The sequence below is a fragment of the Achromobacter piechaudii NBRC 102461 genome, assembly GCF_001571245.1.
Classification (GTDB): domain Bacteria; phylum Pseudomonadota; class Gammaproteobacteria; order Burkholderiales; family Burkholderiaceae_B; genus Achromobacter; species Achromobacter piechaudii.
Map to the genome: position 1 here is coordinate 781,078 of NZ_BCTK01000005.1, position 19,190 is coordinate 800,267.

General features: G+C 65.0%; 18 protein-coding genes. 10 read left to right on the forward strand and 8 right to left on the reverse strand.

Annotation, left to right across the window (positions count from 1 at the left end; translation table 11 throughout):
* Positions 1 to 14: 14 nt before the first annotated feature.
* The 6 genes from gsiB to API01S_RS10275 all read left to right on the forward strand — a co-directional run bounded on the left by gsiB (position 15) and on the right by API01S_RS10275 (position 7,386).
* Complete coding sequence (gene gsiB / locus API01S_RS10250) at positions 15 to 1,568, forward strand: glutathione ABC transporter substrate-binding protein GsiB (protein ID WP_061304363.1); 1,554 nt, start codon at positions 15 to 17, stop codon at positions 1,566 to 1,568.
* 86 nt (positions 1,569 to 1,654) lie between these two features.
* Entirely contained in the window at positions 1,655 to 2,575 is a 921-nt protein-coding gene (gene gsiC, locus API01S_RS10255) for a glutathione ABC transporter permease GsiC (protein WP_006218099.1), read from the forward strand.
* 7 nt (positions 2,576 to 2,582) lie between these two features.
* A complete protein-coding gene (gsiD, locus tag API01S_RS10260; protein ID WP_061304367.1) occupies positions 2,583 to 3,482 on the forward strand; it encodes a glutathione ABC transporter permease GsiD in 900 nt (299 codons plus the stop codon).
* A gap of 27 nt (positions 3,483 to 3,509) precedes the next feature.
* Positions 3,510 to 4,709 carry a DmpA family aminopeptidase gene (locus API01S_RS10265; protein WP_409360604.1) on the forward strand — a complete coding sequence of 400 codons (1,200 nt, stop codon included), beginning with the start codon at positions 3,510 to 3,512 and terminating at the stop codon, positions 4,707 to 4,709.
* A 20-nt stretch (positions 4,710 to 4,729) separates the two neighbouring features.
* Positions 4,730 to 5,575: a M55 family metallopeptidase gene (locus API01S_RS10270; RefSeq protein WP_061304637.1), complete on the forward strand. Its 846-nt coding sequence runs from the start codon at positions 4,730 to 4,732 to the stop codon at positions 5,573 to 5,575.
* Between the two features lie 14 nt (positions 5,576 to 5,589).
* Entirely contained in the window at positions 5,590 to 7,386 is a 1,797-nt protein-coding gene (locus API01S_RS10275; protein WP_061304369.1) for an aminopeptidase P family protein, read from the forward strand.
* A 103-nt stretch (positions 7,387 to 7,489) separates the two neighbouring features.
* Here the strand turns inward: API01S_RS10275 and API01S_RS10280 are convergent, their stop codons facing one another.
* On the reverse strand, positions 7,490 to 8,500 hold the full coding sequence (locus tag API01S_RS10280; protein WP_061304372.1) for a hypothetical protein: 1,011 nt from the start codon (positions 8,498 to 8,500) through the stop codon (positions 7,490 to 7,492).
* 219 nt (positions 8,501 to 8,719) lie between these two features.
* Here API01S_RS10280 and API01S_RS10285 point away from each other — a divergent pair, with 219 nt between their 5' ends.
* The 4 genes from API01S_RS10285 (at position 8,720) to ftsB (ending at position 12,654) form a co-directional block, all read left to right on the forward strand.
* A complete protein-coding gene (locus API01S_RS10285) occupies positions 8,720 to 10,372 on the forward strand; it encodes a CTP synthase (protein WP_039882927.1) in 1,653 nt (550 codons plus the stop codon).
* Between the two features lie 200 nt (positions 10,373 to 10,572).
* Positions 10,573 to 10,857 (forward strand): DUF1330 domain-containing protein, encoded by a 285-nt coding sequence (locus API01S_RS10290; protein WP_006218106.1) that lies wholly within the window; start codon positions 10,573 to 10,575, stop codon positions 10,855 to 10,857.
* A 4-nt stretch (positions 10,858 to 10,861) separates the two neighbouring features.
* Positions 10,862 to 12,148: a phosphopyruvate hydratase gene (eno, locus tag API01S_RS10295; protein ID WP_006218107.1), complete on the forward strand. Its 1,287-nt coding sequence runs from the start codon at positions 10,862 to 10,864 to the stop codon at positions 12,146 to 12,148.
* Between the two features lie 71 nt (positions 12,149 to 12,219).
* Positions 12,220 to 12,654: a cell division protein FtsB gene (gene ftsB / locus API01S_RS10300; RefSeq protein WP_061304374.1), complete on the forward strand. Its 435-nt coding sequence runs from the start codon at positions 12,220 to 12,222 to the stop codon at positions 12,652 to 12,654.
* 3 nt (positions 12,655 to 12,657) lie between these two features.
* Here ftsB and API01S_RS10305 read toward each other — a convergent pair whose 3' ends face one another.
* The 7 genes from API01S_RS10305 to API01S_RS10340 form a co-directional block, all read right to left on the reverse strand.
* Positions 12,658 to 13,395, reverse strand: coding sequence for a TadE/TadG family type IV pilus assembly protein (locus tag API01S_RS10305; protein WP_061304375.1), 738 nt, complete (start codon positions 13,393 to 13,395; stop codon positions 12,658 to 12,660).
* Between the two features lie 88 nt (positions 13,396 to 13,483).
* The gene (gene hslO / locus API01S_RS10310; RefSeq protein WP_006218110.1) at positions 13,484 to 14,413 is read right to left on the reverse strand and encodes an Hsp33 family molecular chaperone HslO; all 930 of its coding nucleotides are present in this window, start codon (positions 14,411 to 14,413) and stop codon (positions 13,484 to 13,486) included.
* A 74-nt stretch (positions 14,414 to 14,487) separates the two neighbouring features.
* Positions 14,488 to 15,009, reverse strand: coding sequence for a gamma carbonic anhydrase family protein (locus API01S_RS10315; protein WP_006218111.1), 522 nt, complete (start codon positions 15,007 to 15,009; stop codon positions 14,488 to 14,490).
* A 3-nt stretch (positions 15,010 to 15,012) separates the two neighbouring features.
* Positions 15,013 to 16,830 (reverse strand): acyl-CoA synthetase, encoded by a 1,818-nt coding sequence (locus tag API01S_RS10320; RefSeq protein WP_061304377.1) that lies wholly within the window; start codon positions 16,828 to 16,830, stop codon positions 15,013 to 15,015.
* A 129-nt stretch (positions 16,831 to 16,959) separates the two neighbouring features.
* Positions 16,960 to 17,832 (reverse strand): UDP-2,3-diacylglucosamine diphosphatase, encoded by an 873-nt coding sequence (locus tag API01S_RS10325; RefSeq protein WP_156487097.1) that lies wholly within the window; start codon positions 17,830 to 17,832, stop codon positions 16,960 to 16,962.
* A gap of 170 nt (positions 17,833 to 18,002) precedes the next feature.
* Positions 18,003 to 18,521, reverse strand: a complete 519-nt coding sequence (locus API01S_RS10330) for an RDD family protein (protein ID WP_006218114.1) — start codon at positions 18,519 to 18,521, stop codon at positions 18,003 to 18,005.
* Positions 18,522 to 18,843: 322 nt separating this feature from the next.
* Positions 18,844 to 19,032, reverse strand: coding sequence for a hypothetical protein (locus API01S_RS10340; RefSeq protein ID WP_039882929.1), 189 nt, complete (start codon positions 19,030 to 19,032; stop codon positions 18,844 to 18,846).
* Positions 19,033 to 19,190 lie beyond the last annotated feature (158 nt).

Below are 19,190 nucleotides of genomic sequence, written 5' to 3' on the forward strand. Positions count from 1 at the left end.
AACCAGGAGTTGCAATGATGAAAGTTCTGCGCCCCACCAAGCTGATGGCCGCCGCCGCGCTGGCCTTCGGCGTGCTCGCGTCGCCGTTGGCGCATGCTGCCAAGGACGTGACGTTTGCCGTCTCCATCGCACTGGAAACGCTTGATCCGTACAACACCAACAGCACGCTGAACCAGGCTGCCGGCAAGGCCTACTACGAAGGCCTGTTCGAGTTCGACAAGGACCTGAAGGTCCAGAAGGTGCTGGCCACCGACTACACCGTCAGCGAAGACGGCCTGGTCTACACGTTCAAGCTGCGTCCCGGCGTGAAGTTCCACGACGGCACCGACTTCAACGCCGAAGCGGTCAAGATCAACTTCGATCGTCCGGCCAACCCGGACAACCGCCTGTCGCGCTACATCCAGTTCAGCGTCATCGACAAGACCGAAGTGGTCGATCCGATGACCATCAAGATCACGCTGAAGAAGCCGTTCTCGGCCTTCATCAACGCGCTGGCCCACCCGGCCGCCATGATGATCTCGCCGGCTGCCCTGGCCAAGTACGGCAAGGAAATCGGTTTCCACCCGGTGGGCACGGGCCCGTTCGAATTCGTCGAATGGAAGCCGGCCGAATACCTGAAGGTCAAGAAGTTCGACGGCTACTGGAAGAAGGGCTACCCGAAGGTCGACACGCTGACCTTCCGTACCGTGACCGACAACAACACCCGCGCCGCCGTGGTGCAGACGGGTGAGGCGCAGTTCGCCTTCCCGGTGCCGTTCGAACAAGCCGCCGTGCTCAAGAAGAACGACAAGCTGGACGTGGTCGATCACCAGAACTCGATCATGGCCCGCTACCTGTCGATGAACACGCAGCAAAAGCCGTTCGACAACGTCAAGGTGCGCGAAGCCATCAACTACGCCATCAACAAGGACGCGCTGGCCAAGGTCGCCTTCTCGGGCTACGCCACCGTCGTTGACGGCGTCGTGCCGCAAGGCGTGGACTTTGCCCACAAGACCGGCCCGTGGCCGTACGACATCAAGAAGGCCAAGGCCCTCTTGGCCGAAGCCGGCTACCCCAATGGCTTCGAAAGCCAGCTGTGGTCCGCCTATAACGACGGCACCTCGGTGAAGGTGGTTCAGTTCCTGCAACAGCAGCTGGCGCAAGTCGGCATCAAGGTGCAGGTTGAAGTGCTGGAATCGGGCCAACGCGTGCAGCGCGTGCAGCAGGTGCAAAAGCCGGAAGACGCCAAGGTCCGCATGTACTACGCCGGCTGGTCGTCCTCGACCGGTGAAGCCGACTGGGGTCTGCGTCCGCTCTTGACCACCGCCGCTTTCCCGCCGGTGCTCAACAACGTGTCGTACTACTCGAACAAGACGGTGGACGACGGCGTGCAGCAAGCGCTGGCCACGACCGACCGCGCCAAGAAGACTGAAATCTACAAGAACGTTCAGGAAACCATCTGGAAGGACGCCCCGTGGGCCTTCCTGGTGACCCAGAACAACCTGTACGTGAAGTCCAAGAACCTGTCGGGCGTGTACGTGGAACCGGACACCTCGTTCTGGTTCGGCGACATCGACCTGAAGCAGTAAACCGCTTCACTCTTGGGGTCCTCGGACCCTTGTAAGGCCACATTCGGCGGGGGCGCGGTGCCCCCGCCGATGTTGCAGGAATTTCAATGCTGACCTACATCGTCAAACGTCTTCTGGGCATGATCCCCACGCTGCTGCTGGTAGCCGTGGTCGTGTTCCTGTTTGTGCACATGCTTCCGGGCGACCCGGCGCGACTGGCCGCGGGCCAGGAGGCCGACCAGCAAACCGTTGAGCTCGTGCGCAAGGAACTTGGGCTGGATCTGCCCCTGCCGCAGCAGTTCGTGCGCTACTTCAGCCACATGCTGCAAGGCGACCTCGGTACCTCGCTGCGTACCAAGCGCCCTGTCTCGACCGAAATTTCCGACCGCTTCATGCCCACCCTGTGGCTGACGCTCGCCAGTATGGTGTGGTCGGTGAGCTTCGGCATGATCATCGGGATCGTGTCCGCGGTCTGGCGCAATCGCTGGCCCGACCGGCTTGGCATGACGCTGGCGGTGTCAGGCATTTCTTTCCCCGCGTTCGCGTTGGGCATGATGCTGATGCAGGTGTTCTCCGTGAACCTGGGTTGGCTGCCGACCGTGGGCGCCTCGACCTGGCAACACTACATCCTGCCCTCGATCACGCTGGGCGCAGCGGTGGCCGCCGTCATGGCGCGCTTCACCCGCGCATCGTTCGTGGAAGTCATCCAGGAAGACTTCGTGCGCACGGCGCGCGCCAAGGGCCTGACCGAGCGCCGCGTCGTCATCAAGCACGCCCTGCGCAATGCGCTGATTCCCGTGGTCACCATGATGGGCTTGCAGTTCGGCTTCCTGCTGGGCGGCTCGATCGTGGTGGAAACCGTCTTCAACTGGCCCGGCCTTGGCCGCCTGCTGGTTGATGCCGTGACCCAGCGCGACTATCCGGTGATCCAGGGCCTGGTGCTGCTGTTCTCGCTGGAATTCATTTTGATCAACCTGATTGTCGACGTGCTCTATGGCGTCATCAATCCCAGCATCCGTTACAAGTGAGGCGGCCATGAGCAATACGACACCCGCCACGATGGTTGCCGCCGTTCCCAAGAACGACGTGCGCACGCCCGCCACCGAGTTCTGGCGCAAATTCAAGAAGCAGAAGCTGGCCGTGGGCGCTGGCGTCTTCGTGCTGTTGCTGGTCGTGGTCGCGGCCTTCGCGCCGTGGATCGTGCCCTTCGACCCCGAGAACTTCTTCGACTACGACGCGCTGAACGCCAGCCCGTCGCTGACCCACTGGCTGGGCGTGGACTCGCTGGGCCGCGACATCTTCAGCCGCATCGTCATGGGCGCGCGGATCTCGCTGGCGGCAGGCTTCCTGTCGGTGGCCATGGGCGCCGTCGTCGGCACCTTCATGGGCCTGATGGCCGGTTACTACGAAGGCTGGTGGGAACGCATCACGATGCGTATCTCTGACGTGCTGCTGGCGTTCCCGGGCATGCTGCTGGCCATCGGCGTGGTTGCCATCCTGGGTTCCAGCATGGTCAACGTGATCGTCGCCGTGGCCGTGTTCAGCGTGCCGGCCTTCGCCCGCCTGGTGCGCGGCAACACGCTGTCGATCAAGCAGATGACGTATGTCGAAGCGGTCAAGAGCGTGGGCGCGTCCGACTGGACGATCATCATGCGCCACATCCTGCCCGGCACGATCTCGCCGATCGTGGTGTACGGCACGATGCGTATCGGCACCTCGATCATCACCGCCGCCAGCCTGTCGTTCCTGGGCATGGGCGCATCGCCTCCGACGCCCGAGTGGGGCGCCATGCTGAACGAGGCGCGCGCCGACATGGTCATCGCCCCGCACGTGGCGATCTTCCCGGCCCTGGCGATCTTCCTGACGGTGCTGGCCTTCAACCTGCTGGGCGACGGCCTGCGCGACGCGCTCGATCCCAAGATCGACCGCAAGTAAGAGACCGGCGCGCCGCCAGCCGCCCGCATGTCGGGCGGCCAGCCCGCAGGACGCGGTGCAGGCGCAGTCTCTCTCGCCGCCGCTTCCCGGTTCGGGACGGCGGCGTTTTGCATCAAGGAGCTTGGCGAAACCATGGATAAACAAGCGCTGGACTTTCCCCGCATCGGCGTGCTGCCGTCGGGTCCGCTAGACACGATCTGCGACGTGGGCGACGTGACGGTGGGACATTGCACGCTGGCCGACGGTGCGGTGCAGACGGGCGTGACCGTCGTGCGCACGCATGGCGAAGACCCCTTTCTGAACAAGACGCCCGCCGCCGCGACCGTGCTCAATGGCTTCGGCAAGAGCACGGGGCTGATCCAGGTGCAAGAGTTGGGCGTGCTGGAAACGCCCATCGCGCTGACCAACACCTTCGGCGTGGGCACCGTCGCCAACGCGCAGATCCGGCAAGCCGTGATGGCCAACCCGGGCATCGGGCGCGACATGGCGACCGTGAACCCGCTGGTGTTTGAATGCAATGACGGCTATCTGAACGACATCCAGGCATTGGCAGTGCAGGAAGCGCACTATGCCGAGGCCTGCGCCGTTGCTGCCAAACCGTTCGCCCAGGGCGCGGTCGGCGCCGGGCGCGGCATGTCCTGCTTTTCATTCAAGGGCGGCATCGGTTCGGCCTCGCGCGTGGCCGACATCCAGCCCGGCTTGCGCCATACGGTCGGCGCGATGGTGCTGGCCAATTTCGGACGCCTGCCCAACCTGACGGTGGCCGGACGGCCCTTCGGCCGGCGGCTGGCCGACCAGTTGGACCGTGGCCTGGCGCTGCAAGGCGAGAACGCGGTGATCGTGCCGGAGAAGGGCTCGATCATCCTGCTGCTGGCCACCGACGCGCCGCTGGACGCGCGCCAACTGCGCCGGCTGTCGCTGCGCGCGGGCGCCGGCCTGGCGCGCACGGGCTCGGTCTTTGGCCATGGCAGCGGCGATATCGCGCTGGCCTTTTCCACCGCCTACACCGTGCCGCAGTTGGCCGAACAGCCCATGCCGGCGCTGGCGATGCTGCACGAAACCCGAATCGACCCGCTGTTCGAAGCGGCCGCCGAGGCCTGCGAACAAGCCATCATTGCCGCGCTGTGGCACGCCGACAGCGTGACCGGGCGCGACGGCCATCACCGCGCCGCCATCCGCGAAGCCGCGCCGCAATGGCGACGCTGGTTGTCCGACACCGCATTCTGAATTTCTTGAAGGCTGATCCCATGAAGATCCTGATTTCCACCGATATCGAAGGCGTCGCCGGCGTCTTCCATGCAGAACAAGTCCGCGCCGGCAACGGCGAATATGAGCGCGCCCGCGCCTGGATGACCGCCGAGGCCAATGCGGCCGTGCAAGGCGCGATTGCCGGCGGCGCTGAAGAAATCCTGGTCAACGATTCGCACGGCGGTTTTCGCAACCTGCTGCCCGACGGCCTGGACGAACGCGCGCGCCTGGTGCTGGGCAAACCGCGTTACCTGGGCATGATGGGCGGTCTGGAAGAGGGCTGCGACGCCGTCTTCATGATCGGCTATCACTCGCGCTCGCAAGGCCGCGGCATCCTGGCACACACCATCAACAGCTTTGCGTTCGCGCGCGTGCTGATCAACGGCATGGAGCTGGGCGAGGCGGGCCTGTATGGCGCGCTGGCCGGCGAAATGGGCGTGCCCGTCATCCTGGCGACGGGCGACGATGTGTTCATCTCGGAAACGCGCGACACCTTTCTCGGGGCGGAATGGGTACAGACCAAAGTGGCGCACGGCCAGGGCAGCGGCGTGACCTTGTCGCCCGCCGCCTCGCGCCGCGCCATCGCCGCAGCGGCCGAAACCGCGGTGCGCAAGCTGCAAAGCAAGGCCGGCTCGTCCTCCGATCCGAAACCCGTTCCTTTCCGTATTCCCGCCCCTATAGAATGCCGGTTGCAGACACAGAGCGCGGCGTTGGCCGACCTGTTCTGCATGTGGCCCACGCTGGAACGCGTGGACGGCGTCACCTTGCGATTCACCGTGGATAGCATGCAGTCGGCCGTCCGCACGTTGAACAGCCTGGCCGCCATGTCTTTCATGTTGCGCTAAGGATCCCATCCCCCATGTCTAGCACCGACGCCCGTATTGCCCAACTGCGGCAGGCCATGAGCCGCCGCGGCCTGTCCGCCTATATCGTTCCGTCTTCGGACCCGCACCTGTCCGAATACCTGCCGGCTCGCTGGCAAGGGCGGCGCTGGCTGTCGGGCTTCACGGGGTCGGTGGGCACGCTGGTCGTCACGGCCGACTTCGCCGGCCTGTGGGTGGACAGCCGCTATTGGGTGCAGGCCGAGGCGCAACTGGCCGGCACCGGCGTGCAGCTGATGAAGATCGCGCTGGCGTCCACGCCGGGCCACGTCGACTGGCTGGCCGCCAACACCCGCGCGGGCGACGTCATCGGCGTCGACGGCCAGGTGCTGGGGCTGGGCGCGTTCCGCGCCTTGTCGGCGGCTGCCGCCAAGTCCGGCGCCACGCTGGAAATCCGGGAAGATCTGCTGGACGAGATCTGGACTGACCGCGCGGGCTTGCCCGACGCGAAAATCTACGAACACGTCGCGCCCGAGGCCTGCGTGGCCCGCGCGGACAAACTGGCCCAGGTGCGGGACGCCATGCGCGCGCACGGCGCCGACGTGCATTTCATCAGCACCGTGGACGACATCGCCTGGCTGCTGAATCTGCGCGGCGCCGATGTGGAATACAACCCGGTGTTCGTGGGACACGCGTTGATCGGCCTGGACCACGCCACGCTGTTCGTGGCGGACGGCAAGATCGACGACGCGCTGCGCGCCACCCTGGCCGCCGATGGCGTCGAAGTGGCGGACTACGCCCAGGCCGCCGACGCGCTGGCCTCGCTGGAACTGGACCAGACGTTGCTGATCGATCCGGCGCGCGTGACCTGCGGCGTGTTCCACGCGATGGATCCCGCCGTGCCGCGCATCGAAGCGATCAACCCGTCCACCTTGTTCAAGTCACGCAAGACGGACGCCGAACTGGCGCACGTGCGTCAGGCGATGGCGCAGGACGGCGCGGCGCTTTGTGAATTCTTTGCCTGGTTCGAAGGCGCGGTGGGCAAGCAGCCCATCACCGAACTGACGATCGACGAGCAGATCACGGCGGCCCGAGCGCGCCGTCCGAACTATGTCTGCCCCAGCTTTGCCACCATCGCCGGCTTCAACGCCAACGGCGCGATGCCGCACTACCGCGCCACGCCGCAGGCGCACGCCACCATCGAAGGCGACGGCTTGCTGCTGATCGATTCGGGCGGCCAATACCTGGGCGGCACGACCGACATCACGCGCGTGGTCGCGGTGGGCACGCCCAGCGCGGACCAGAAGGTGGATTTCACGCTGGTGCTCAAGGGCATGATCGCGCTGTCGCGCGCGTCGTTCCCGCGCGGCACGCCGTCGCCCATGCTGGACGCCATCGCGCGCGCGCCGATCTGGGAAGGCGGGGCGGAATACGGCCACGGCACGGGCCACGGCGTGGGTTATTTCCTGAACGTGCACGAAGGCCCGCAGGTCATTTCGTACCGCGCGATGCCGGGCCCGCATACCGCGATGGAACCGGGCATGATCACCTCGAACGAGCCGGGCATCTATCGTCCTGGCCGCTGGGGCGTGCGTATCGAAAACCTGGTCGCCAACCGTAGCTGGCTGACGTCCGAGCTGGGCGAATTCCTGTGCTTTGAAACGCTGACGCTGTGCCCGATCGACACGCGCTGCATCGAAACGTCGCTGATGCGCGCCGATGAAATCGCGTGGCTGAACGACTATCACCAGACCGTGTTCGAGCGCTTGTCGCCGATGGTGCAAGGCGAGGCGCTGGCCTGGCTTGAACGCAGCACCGCGCCGATCAGCGCGTAGGTAAAAGGGCGTCGAGGCGTCAGCGCGAGCGTTGCGCTGACGCGTCCGTTCCGGTCATTCACGCGGCCAGATCGGGTTGCCGTTCCTGTCTCACACTGGTCGATCAGCCAACCGTGGCGGGCTTGGCCGAACGGTACAGCGCCCATCTGCCCAGCAGGCAGCCCAGGACGAGCAGCGCGGCGTAGATGGCCAGCGTCGTCACGCCTGCGACATAAGATTCCCCGGCGCGTGCGAGGTCGCGCCAGCTCATCGAGCGGATCGCCAGATAGCCCAAGCCGATGCCCGCCGCCTGCGTCAGCCAGAAGGCCAAGCTGCCGTGCGCGACGGCTCGGCCCATGCGCGCGCCGCCAATATGGCGCGGCAGCATCTTCAGGCAAGCCAGCGCACACAGCAGCGACAGCAGCAGCGGCAGCGCCAGATACCCCAGCACGAACGACGGCCAGCCCGCATTCAGATACTGCAATTGCAGATAGCCGCCCAGCGCGATCGATACCGTCAACTGCCAGGCCAGCACCGTCAGGCCGGCGATCCAGGCCGCGTGGCGTCGATCATAGGCGGGCGCACCATATGGCCCCTGGCGCTGCACCATCCACGCGGCGATCCGCACGACCACGACCATGCCGATGATTTCCAGCGCGATGTAGACGATGCGAAAGAGGATGGCCATGGCCAGGAACTGGCCCGTCAGCTCAAGCCCGAAGCGCTCGGTGAGTTCGCCGCGATGCGTCATCAGGTACTGCATCCCCTCGCTGTGCAGGTAGGCGGTGGCGGCCGAGGTCATCAAGGTGTAGAGCAGCTGCAAGGCGACGAACGTGCCGAACAGCTTGCGCGGTTCGTCCACCGCTGTCGTGTCGTTGCGGCGCAACCAGCCGTGCATCGTGCCCCACACGGTCATGCCCACCATGAGCACGGAGGCCGCCAGGTTCGCCAACATGGGCATCAGGTACTGGGGTTGGCTGTAGACCTCGCGCATCTGGTCTGACTGCGGCAGCGCCAGCATCGTGTAGCTTTGCACCAGCACGCCGTAAAGCAGGCGGACCACGACGGCAACGAGCGCCAGACGCCATGCCAGCGAGGCGCGAGAAGGAGTATCGGACGGGGAGGGTAGGCTCATCGACGGTGGGATGAATGTTGAGAAAAAACAGCAGTCGAAAATTAGGGATCGAACATAGCACGGCGCTCTTGGCCCACGTGTGAGCGCCGCGCCACCGCGCCGGTTTGAGTGCTGCCAAATGTTACGCGTCATCGCTAGGGGAAAACCCAAATAACTTCCGCCTCCCGGCTATAATCCAAATTTCCCGCACGCGCCCGCTCGTCCCGGGTGCTCATTACGATGACCAAATACGTATTTGTCACCGGCGGAGTGGTGTCTTCCCTGGGCAAGGGCATCGCCGCTGCGTCGCTCGCCGCCATCCTCGAGTCGCGTGGTTTGCAGGTCACCATGCTGAAGCTCGATCCGTACATCAACGTCGATCCGGGCACGATGAGCCCCTTCCAGCACGGTGAAGTGTTCGTCACGGAAGACGGCGCCGAAACCGATCTGGACCTGGGCCACTACGAGCGTTTCATTTCCGCTCGCATGCACAAGGTGAACAACTTCACCACTGGCCAGATCTACGAATCGGTGCTGCGCAAGGAACGGCGTGGCGACTACCTGGGCAAGACTGTCCAGGTGATTCCGCACATCACCAACGAAATCCAGGACTTCATCGCCCGTGGCGCGGAAGCCGGCTGGAACGGCAACACGGACGTCGCCATCGTCGAGATCGGCGGCACCGTGGGCGACATCGAGTCCCTGCCTTTCCTGGAAGCCGCTCGCCAGATGAGCCTGCGCATGGGCCGCAACAACGCGGCCTTCGTGCATCTGACCCTGGTGCCCTTCATCGCGTCCGCCGGCGAGCTGAAGACCAAGCCTACGCAGCATTCGGTCCAGAAGCTGCGCGAAATCGGTATCTATCCGAACGCGCTGTTGTGCCGCGCCGACCGTCCCATCCCGGACGACGAGCGCGCCAAGATCTCGATGTTCTCGAACGTGCCGCTGGATGCCGTCATTTCCGTGTGGGATGCCGATTCCATCTACAAGATTCCCGCCATGCTGCACAAGCAGGGCGTGGACAACATCGTCTGCGAAGCGCTGGGCCTGACCCCGCCGCCGGCCGATCTGTCCATGTGGGACAACCTGGTCGAAGCGCTGGAGCATCCGCAGCATCAGCTGACGATCGGCATGGTCGGCAAGTACGTCGACCTGACCGAATCGTACAAGTCGCTGACCGAAGCCCTGGTTCACGCCGGCATCCACACGCGCTCGAAGATCAATATCGAATACATCGACTCGGAAGATATCGAAACCCGGGGTACCGACCAACTGAAGCATCTGGACGCCATTCTGGTTCCGGGCGGCTTCGGCAAGCGCGGCACCGAGGGCAAGATCGCCGCGATCCGCTACGCCCGTGAAAACGGCGTGCCGTACCTGGGCATCTGCCTGGGCATGCAGTTGGCCGTCATTGAATTCGCGCGCCACGTCGCCGGCCTGGGCGGCGCCAACAGCACCGAATTCGATCCGTCCGCGCCGCACCCGGTCGTGGCCTTGATCACCGAATGGATGGACCGCGAAGGCAAGGTCGAAAAGCGCGACAACTCGTCCGACCTGGGCGGCACCATGCGCAAGGGCGCGCAGCGCGTGCCGATCAAGCCGGGCACCCGCGCCCAGACCATCTACGGCGACGAAGTGAACGAGCGTCACCGTCACCGCTACGAGGTCAACAACGTCTACGTGCCGCGCCTGGAAGAGGCCGGCATGGTGATCAGCGCCCGTACGCCGACCGAAAACCTGCCGGAAATGATGGAATTGCCCAACCACCCGTGGTTTGTGGGCGTGCAGTTCCACCCGGAGTTCACGTCAACCCCGCGTGACGGCCATCCGCTCTTCTCCAGCTATATCCGCGCCGCCATCGAGCAGAAGTCTCGCCGCGGTCAGGGGGCGTAATGCGGTTTCGCGGTCTCGAGTTCCGTAAGCGGATCCTCGGGGCCGCGGGCCGTTTTCCCAGCGCCGCCCTATGCGGCGGCGCTTCTTTCGGATACAACCAATTAGCATCGGATATGTGTCGCCAGGGCGCCTTGCGCGACACTGGCGGCCTTGCCGTATCCGGCCCACCCCTTTCAACGCCACTGCTCTGAAGGAACCCCATGAGTGCTTACATCATCGCCGAAGTCACGGTGACCAAGCCTGCGCAATACGAGGATTACAAGCGTCTGTCCACGCTCGCCATGCGCGCGTACGATGCCAAGGTCCTGGTGCGAGGCGGCGAGACCAAGCACCTTGAGGGCCGTAAGCCTGGCCGCACCGTCCTCATGGAGTTTCCGTCCATGACCGCCGCCCAGGCCTTCTACGACTCCTGGCAGTACCGCCGTGCCCGCAACGCCCGCGAGGGCGCGGCCGTCATGAATATGTTTATCGTTCAGGGAATGTAAAGTCATGAGTGCAATCGTCGACATCATCGGCCGCGAGATTCTGGATTCGCGCGGCAACCCCACCGTGGAATGCGATGTGCTGCTGGAATCCGGCGCCATGGGCCGCGCGGCAGTGCCGTCCGGCGCGTCCACCGGCGCCCGCGAAGCCATCGAGCTGCGCGACGGCGACAAGAGCCGTTATCTGGGCAAGGGCGTGCTGCGCGCCGTTGAAAACCTGAACACGGAAATCTCCGAAGCCTTGATGGGCCTGGATGCCCAGGAACAGACCTTCGTCGATCGCACCTTGATCGAGCTGGATGGCACCGAGTCCAAGGAACGCCTGGGCGCCAACGCGATCCTGGCAGCCAGCATGGCCGTGGCTCGCGCCGCCGCCGACGAATCGGGCCTGTCGCTGTATCGCTACTTTGGCGGCAGCGGCCCCATGAGCATGCCCGTGCCGATGATGAACGTCATCAACGGCGGCGCGCACGCGAACAACACGCTGGACCTGCAAGAACTGATGATCCTGCCGGTGGGCGCGGGCAGCTTCCGCGAAGCCCTGCGTTGGGGCGCTGAAGTCTTCCACATGCTGAAAAAGCTGATCCACGGCCAGGGCATGTCCACGGCTGTCGGCGACGAAGGCGGTTTTGCGCCCAACGTCCCCAGCCATGAAGCTGCCATCCAGCTGATCCTGAAGGCCATCACCGAAGCCGGCTACGAGCCGGGCACGCAGATCGCCCTGGGCCTGGATTGCGCCAGCTCGGAGTTCTACCGCGACGGCAAGTACACGCTGGCCGGCGAAGGCGGCATCTCGCTGTCGTCGCAGGAATTCACCAACCTGCTGGCCACCTGGTGCGACAAGTACCCCATCATTTCCATCGAAGACGGCATGGCCGAAAACGATTGGGACGGCTGGAAGCTGCTGACCGACCAGTTGGGCAAGAAGGTGCAATTGGTGGGCGACGACCTGTTCGTCACCAACACCAAGATCCTGCGCGAAGGCATCCAGAAGGGCGTCGCCAACTCGATCCTCATCAAGATCAACCAGATCGGCACGCTGACTGAAACCTTCGCCGCCATCGAAATGGCCAAGCGCGCCGGCTACACCGCCGTCGTGTCGCACCGTTCGGGCGAAACCGAGGATTCCACCATCGCCGACATCGCCGTGGCGACCAACGCCATGCAGATCAAGACGGGTTCGCTGTCCCGTTCGGATCGCATGGCCAAGTACAACCAGCTCCTGCGTATCGAAGAAGAGCTGGCTGAAGTGGCGTCGTATCCTGGCCTGGAAGCTTTCTACAACCTGCGTTGATGGGAAGCGCGATGGCGACGCCTGGCGCCGCCATCGCATCCGCGCCACGACTGCTCTGAGGGTTCTCGCGTATGCGCCTGTTGTTCCTGGTGCTGTTCGTGCTGGTCGGCTTGATCCAATACCCGCTCTGGCTGGGTAAAGGTGGCTGGTTCAAGGTCTGGGATCTGCAACGCCAAGTGGCCGAGCAGCGCGAGACCAACGAAGGCCTGCGCGCGCGCAATGCGGCGCTGGAGGCCGAAGTGCGAGATCTTGAAGGCGGTTCCGGCGCCATCGAAGAACGTGCCCGGGGTGAGCTCGGCATGATGCGCGAAGGCGAAGTCTTCGTTCACATCCTGCCGCAGAACGCCCAGCCTCCGGCCGCCGGCGCTTCGTTGGCGACCGATGCCGCCGCCAAGCCGGCCACGCCCGCGCGCACCAGCGCGCCGGCCGCTAAACCTCCGGCCAATCGCGCCAATGCCGCGCCCAAGCCGGCTGCCAACTCTGCCAATACCACGCCTCGCCACTGACGTTTAGCGTCGTTGGCAATGTGCCTCGCGGCACGCGCGGGCGACGATTTCCGCTGGTGTTCCCGAAGCCCCTGTCCAATCGACGGGGTGCGAGTGCATTTCCATTTCCAGCTCGACCTGAATCGGCAGCAAGCCATGCTGGCGGGCCACGCCCGCATAGCTGGCGTCGTTGCGTCCCAACGCGGCCAGCACTGCGCGCGCGGGGAACAGCCAGGGCTTGTGCAGATAGGTCAGGCGCAGCCGCAGGGTATTCGCCTCGAAGATGGTGGAGCGACCGGGCAGTGGCGGCCGGCGCGCGTGCTGAAGGTCCTGGTAGTCGTTGTCGATGGCGCGTCGGCCGGGCGCCGCTCGTACGCGCAAGCCGGTGCGGCCGTGCTCCCGGAACATGCGGGCGTCAGGCAGCAGCACTTCGATTCGCCATGCGGTCAGGCCCGTCGCCGAGGTGATGTCGGCATGTGCGCGGTTCAGTCTGCGCCGCGCGCCGGCCTCGCCTTGGGCGTCGGCGTGCAGTGGCAGCAAGCCTTGCAGGAACGCATCGTGCATGCGGGTGGGATCAGCATGCGCCGTGATGCCCGCGCGCGCGGCTTGCATCAGCGCCACCTGCGCCATCTGGCGCACGGCTTGCCAGCGGGCCGCTTCGATGCCCAGCAGGCCCACAAGCAGCACCATGGCGCCGGCCACGGCGAATTCAATGGCGGCGGCTCCGCGCTGGCGCGAGGCGGCAAAGAAAAAGGCGGTCATGGCTGCGCAGTCTGGCGCGGGCATGACCGCCTGTCGATTGGGACAAGCCGGTGTGACGAAAGCGTCCCGCCTGGCGGGACGCAGGCTGTCAGTGCACCGTGGGCGGTGCGTCGTCGGCAGCAGGCTGGGTGGGCGAGAACAGGGTCGCGCAGTCGACCGCGTCGAACGTATACGGCTTGCCGCAGAAGTCACAGGACACATCCACCTGGCCGCGCTCGGCCAGGACGCTGTTGACTTCCTCTTCGCCCAGCGACCGCAGCATGCTGGCCACGCGTTCGCGCGTGCAGGGGCAATGCCAGCTGACGGGCGCGGCGTCGAACGCCAGCAGCGTGTCTTCCCAGAACAGGCGATGGATCAGCGTGTCGATCTCGGCTTCGAGCACTTCTTCGTGCTTGAGCGTACTGGCCAAGGCGACCACGCGGTCCCAGGTTTCAGCGGCACTCTGCTCGGTCAGGAGCGGGGCGTCGGTGCCGCCGTGGAAGGGCAGGCGCTGCACCAGCATGCCGGCGGCGTGATCGGCGTCGGCGGCCAGCCACAAGCGGGTGTCCAGCTGTTCGGAGGCCTTCATGTAGTGCTGCAACGCCTGCGCCACGGTGTCGCCTTCCAGCGGCACGATGCCCTGGTAGGTCTGCTGCCCCGGCAGCTTGCGCTGCGGATCCAGCACCACGATGAAGCGCCCGTTGCCGCCGGGGTTCAGCAGGCTTTGCATGGTGCCGTCGGTGGGGACTTCGTGGCCTTCGCGCACCTTGACGGTGGCGCGCAGGCTCAGGTCAGAGCGGCATTCCACCACCAGCAGGGCAATGGGGCCGTCGCCCTGGATCTGGAGCACCAGCGAGCCATCGAACTTGATGTTGGCGGCAAGCAGGGTGGACGCGGCCACCAGTTCGCCCAGCAAGTGGGTGATGGCGGGCGGATAGTCGTGGTTGGCCTGGACGGCCTTCCAGGTCGCGTCCAGGCGTACGGCCTGGATACGGACGCTGCGGTCTTCGGTGAGATATTTTTTGAGCTGATCGGTCATGGGGAGAATCTTAGCCGATCAGGGCAGCCAATTCCCCCTGCTGACAGCAGGGGTTCGGCTAGTGGCCAGGGCGTTCAAGCCAGGCGCTTGAGCGCCGTCTTGTAGTGTTGGCCGCGCGCCACGTAGTGGGCCGTGTTCTTGTGCAGATTGGCGATTTCTTCTTCCGAGAGTTCGCGCACGATCTTGCCGATGCCGATGACCAGCGAGTTGTCGGGGATGACGCGGTCTTCGGGAATGATCGCGCCTGCGCCGATCAGGCAATTGCGGCCGATCACCGCGTTGTTCAGCACGATGGCCTGCATGCCCACCAGCGCCCCTTCATGGATGGTACAGCCATGCAGCATCGCCTGATGGCCCACGGTGACGTTCGGGCCGATGGTCATGGGACAGCCGCTGTCCACGTGCAGGACGCTGGATTCCTGGATATTGGTGCCATGGCGGATCAGGATGGCGTCGTTGTCGCCCCGGATCGACACATGCGACCAGATACTGACGCCCGCCTCCAGCGTGACGTTGCCGATGATGTCGGCGCTGTCGGCGACATAGGCGGCGGGGTCGATACGGGGGATCAGGTCGTCAAGCTGGTAGATGGGCATTGCCTAGGTTTCCGATAATTTTTCTGGGCCCGGTGCGGCCGGCTCCGCCTGGGCAACCGGGGCAACCGGGGCAACCGGGGCGGCAGGGGCGACGGGGGCGGGCGGGGCGACTGGCGCGGGCGGGGCGACTGGCGCGGGCGGGGCGACTGGCGCGGGCGCCGGAGCCACGGCCTGGGCGCGTTCCTGTTCGCGCAGACGCAGGATGCGACGCTGGATTTTGCCGGTGGTGGTCATCGGCAATTCGTCGACGAATTCGATTTCCTTGGGATATTCGTAGGGCGCGAGGCGCTCGCGGACATGTTCCTGAAGGTTTTCGATGATGTCGCTGCGATCACGGCCAACGAACTCGGGGGTCAACACGACATACGCCTTGACCAGGGCTCCGCGCTCCGCATCCGGCTTGGGCACCACCGCGGCGTTGGCCACGGCGGGATGAGCGATCAGGCAGCTTTCGATTTCTCCGGGGCCGATGCGATAACCGGCAGACTTGAACACGTCGTCTGCGCGCCCGGCGTACCAGAGGTAGCCGTCCGCATCGACGCTTGCCAGATCGCCCGTCAGGCACCAGTCGCCTTTGAACTTGGCCTGGGTGGCGGCTTCGTTGCGCCAGTAGCCCAGGAACATGACCGGGTCGGGGTAGCCGTGGATGTCCAGTCGGTTGACGGCGATTTCGCCGGTCTCGCCCGGCGCCACCGGCTGCCCGTCGTCGTTGAGCACCGCCACCTGATGGCCGGGATACGGACGGCCCATGCTGCCAGGCCGGGCGGGCCAGCGCTTCTGGCTATTGCCCACCACGTAATTCATTTCGGTCTGGCCGAACATCTCGTTGGGCGTCACGCCCAGCGCCGACTGGCACCATTCAAAGACCGTTTCGCCGACGCTTTCGCCCGCGCTCATGATGGAGCGCAGCGCCAGCTGGTAATGATTGCGAGGCTCGGGCACGGCCTTCATCATCATTTTCAGCGCGGTCGGAAAGAGGAAGGTGTTGGTGACCTGGTAGCGCTCCATGAGCTCGAAGGCGCGCTCGGGCGAGAAGCGACCGCGCGTGCCGACGATCGGATGGCCGAAATACAGGGTCGGCAACAGCGCGTCCATCATGCCGCCGGTCCATGCCCAGTCGGCCGGCGACCAGAACACGTCGGCGGGCTTGGGAAACCAGTCTTGCGAGGCGACGAAGCCCGGCAGGTTGCCGATCAGCACACTGTGCGGCAGCAATGCGCCCTTGGGGGCGCCAGTGGTGCCATACGTATAGAGCAGGATGGCCGGGTCCGATGAGCGCGTGGCGACGGCCTTGAATTCGTTGGGCTGGCGGGCCAGCAGACTGCGCCACGGCAGCACGCGTTCGTCCGCAAAGCCAATGCCGATGATCTGTTGCAGGTTGGGGCAGTTTTCGCTGACCGCCAGCAGGTTGGCGCTGGAAGCATGGTCCACGATGGCGACCCGGGTTTCGGAATCGCGCAAGCGGCTTTCCAAGGCCTCGGGGCCAAATAACGCAGACAAGGGGAGAACGACGCCGCCCACGGTGTAGATGGCCATATGGGCCACGACCGTTTCGGGCCGTTGTCCCAGCACCACGCCGACGCGGTCGCCCCGGCCGACGCCCATCTTCACCAGGCCGTTGGCCAGTTGATTGACGGCTTCGGCAAGGCGGGCATAGGTCCAGACCTCGCGGTTGCCCGACTCGTCTTCATAGTAGATGGCGATGCGCCGCGCATCCGGACTACTGGATGCCCAGCGGTGGCAGCACGCTTCCGCGATGTTGAACTGGGTGGGTACCAGCCAGCGGAATGATTGGTAGAGCGCCTGATATTGGTCGTTCATGGCCCTATGTTGTAAGCATGTTGCAGCTGCGTGAACGGGGCGGCTCGCCCGTTGGCTCAGTTGCAAGCATGACCTAGAGGGCCGTGAACTGCAATATCCCCGTTGCGTAATGGGGACGCATACGGGTTATCACGGGTGTTTGCTTTGACGACGAAGCGCTGAGGGCAAGGCCGGCAGAGAGAGCGAGCGCGGCGGGCGGGCAGACGGTTCAGCTTGGCGTTCGGCCTGGATGGCGGCCCAGTCCAGGAGCTGCAACTGGCCCTCGTGGGTTTCGGCCAGCGCCGACAGGCTTTCCACCCAGTCGCCGTCGTTGCAATACAGGATGCCGCCGACGTCGCGCAATTCCGCCTTGTGGATGTGGCCGCACACCACCCCGTCCAGTCCGCGGCGGCGCGCTTCGCCTGCCAGGGCCTCTTCGAAGTCCGTGATGAACGACACCGCGTTCTTGACCTTGTGCTTCAAGAATTGCGACAGAGACCAGTAATGCAGACCGAGTCGGTGCCGCAGCCGGTTGAAATGGTGGTTGATCCACAAGGCCAGTTGATAGAGCCCGTCTCCCAGGTGAGCCAGCCAGCGGCTGTGCTGGATCACGCCGTCGAACTGATCGCCGTGCAGCACCAGCAGGCGCAGGCCCTTGGCGGTCACGTGCACGTCTTCATCCAGGATCTCGATGTCGCCAAAGGCGTAGCCGGCGAATTCGCGCGCGAATTCGTCATGGTTGCCGGGAATGAACACGACGCGCGTGCCGTTGCGGGCTTTGCGCAGGATGCGCTGGATGACGTCGTTGTGCGCGCGCGGCCAGTGCCAGTGCTTACGGAGCTGCCAGCCGTCGACGATGTCGCCCACCAGATACAGGGTGTCCGAGTCGTTGTGGTCCAGGAAATCAAGCAGGAATTCCGCCTTGCACCCGGCAGTGCCCAGGTGTATGTCGGAAATCCAGAGGGCACGCCAGTGCGCGGGGCGGATCTCGTTCACGGTCGCTTCCATGTGGGCTGTCGTCATGCCTTGGAATCAAATCATCCGGCGATGACGGGCGTGTGAAGCTAACGTGACGCTGTTGTGACGGTGGGGGCTGGCGAGAGGAGGGCGTTGGTAGGGCTGCTGGAGCAAAGGCGCTGGCAGGGGCTCGGCGCCGGGGCTGGGGCGCTGTGGCGCCCTGCACAGGTATCGCGTCAGCGCGCCTTCTGGCGTTGCGGTGCGTTGCGCAGGCGCGTGCCCAGCAGGCGATCGTGCAGGAACTGGCCATCCGGATCGAACCAGGACCAGATGAAGATCGTGAACGGCGCGGCCACGATGAACATGTCCATCGACGCCCAGCCCGTCAGGCTCGCGGCGCCCCACACCACGGCCGCACCGGCCAGCACCAGCGGCCAGACCAGCACATAGCGCAGCACGAGGCGGGCCGTCGCAGGCGTGTTGCCGTCGCGGTCCACCAGCCGGATATTCCAGGTCTTCATCGGCAGCGTCTGGCCGCGTCGGCGCCAGCACAATACGAAATAGGCCCCGATCGCCACGAACAGCCAGGCTTGGCGAGCCGCCCGCAATTCCAGCGCGTTCTTGCTCTGCGTCAGGGTGTCCAGCAGATAGCCCGCCAGAAATACGACGCCGAACAGCAGCACGGCCTCATACATCATGCAGGCGAATCGGCGCAGCCGATTGGGGGTCTGGTCGAGAAAGGCGTCGGTCGTCATGGGTCGCCATTATCCAATAAAGGGAGCCCCCACGGTGCGCCGCTGCGCGGCTTCCTGCCCCCCAAGGGGGCGCTTCCCCCTTGGGGCGGCCCTGCGGGGGAAGGTGACCCCCACGGTGCGCGGCTGCGCGGCTTCCTGCCCCCCGAGGGGGCGCTTCCCCCTTGGGACGGCCCGGCGGGGGAAGGTGGTCCCCACGGTGCGCCGCATCCAGGCTTTCCAAGCGCAAAAAAAAACCCGCCGGTAAGGGCGGGTCTATAAAAGGGGCTATGCAGCCCCCAAGGGGAAAATCGTTCGGGCCGAGGCTTCAGGCCCAGATCCAGCTTCAGGCGGCGGAGTGCGCGTTCTTGGCGCTCGTCTTGCCAACCAGGGCCTTCACGCCGTGGGCCAGCTTACGCAGGCCGGAGGCCAACGCCCGCATCGGGTGCGGACGGAATTGTTCTTCAATTGCCTGGAGCATCAGTTGGCGCTCGAGTTCGTCGGTCAGGCGGATGGTGTTGTTCGGGTTGATCACAATAGCCTCCACGGGCTTGCTCAGTTGTTTAGCTACTAGGGATAACCCGAATTATAGGGGTTTACCCTGAAACTGTGCAAGTGGCAGATGCAAGTGGGTGCAACATGGCAACACCTTGGTGCTGATGATGCCCCAAAACCGGGCGGCCGGGCACCATA

Coding starts and splice junctions, on each gene's coding strand:
- gsiB (WP_061304363.1), top strand. CDS start 15: ATGATGAAAGTTCTGCGCCCCACCAAGCTGATGGCCGCCGCCGCGCTG.
- gsiC (WP_006218099.1), top strand. CDS start 1,655: ATGCTGACCTACATCGTCAAACGTCTTCTGGGCATGATCCCCACGCTG.
- gsiD (WP_061304367.1), top strand. CDS start 2,583: ATGAGCAATACGACACCCGCCACGATGGTTGCCGCCGTTCCCAAGAAC.
- API01S_RS10265 (WP_409360604.1), top strand. CDS start 3,510: ATGTCGGGCGGCCAGCCCGCAGGACGCGGTGCAGGCGCAGTCTCTCTC.
- API01S_RS10270 (WP_061304637.1), top strand. CDS start 4,730: ATGAAGATCCTGATTTCCACCGATATCGAAGGCGTCGCCGGCGTCTTC.
- API01S_RS10275 (WP_061304369.1), top strand. CDS start 5,590: ATGTCTAGCACCGACGCCCGTATTGCCCAACTGCGGCAGGCCATGAGC.
- API01S_RS10280 (WP_061304372.1), bottom strand. CDS start 8,500: ATGAGCCTACCCTCCCCGTCCGATACTCCTTCTCGCGCCTCGCTGGCA.
- API01S_RS10285 (WP_039882927.1), top strand. CDS start 8,720: ATGACCAAATACGTATTTGTCACCGGCGGAGTGGTGTCTTCCCTGGGC.
- API01S_RS10290 (WP_006218106.1), top strand. CDS start 10,573: ATGAGTGCTTACATCATCGCCGAAGTCACGGTGACCAAGCCTGCGCAA.
- eno (WP_006218107.1), top strand. CDS start 10,862: ATGAGTGCAATCGTCGACATCATCGGCCGCGAGATTCTGGATTCGCGC.
- ftsB (WP_061304374.1), top strand. CDS start 12,220: ATGCGCCTGTTGTTCCTGGTGCTGTTCGTGCTGGTCGGCTTGATCCAA.
- API01S_RS10305 (WP_061304375.1), bottom strand. CDS start 13,395: ATGACCGCCTTTTTCTTTGCCGCCTCGCGCCAGCGCGGAGCCGCCGCC.
- hslO (WP_006218110.1), bottom strand. CDS start 14,413: ATGACCGATCAGCTCAAAAAATATCTCACCGAAGACCGCAGCGTCCGT.
- API01S_RS10315 (WP_006218111.1), bottom strand. CDS start 15,009: ATGCCCATCTACCAGCTTGACGACCTGATCCCCCGTATCGACCCCGCC.
- API01S_RS10320 (WP_061304377.1), bottom strand. CDS start 16,830: ATGAACGACCAATATCAGGCGCTCTACCAATCATTCCGCTGGCTGGTA.
- API01S_RS10325 (WP_156487097.1), bottom strand. CDS start 17,832: ATGACGACAGCCCACATGGAAGCGACCGTGAACGAGATCCGCCCCGCG.
- API01S_RS10330 (WP_006218114.1), bottom strand. CDS start 18,521: ATGACGACCGACGCCTTTCTCGACCAGACCCCCAATCGGCTGCGCCGA.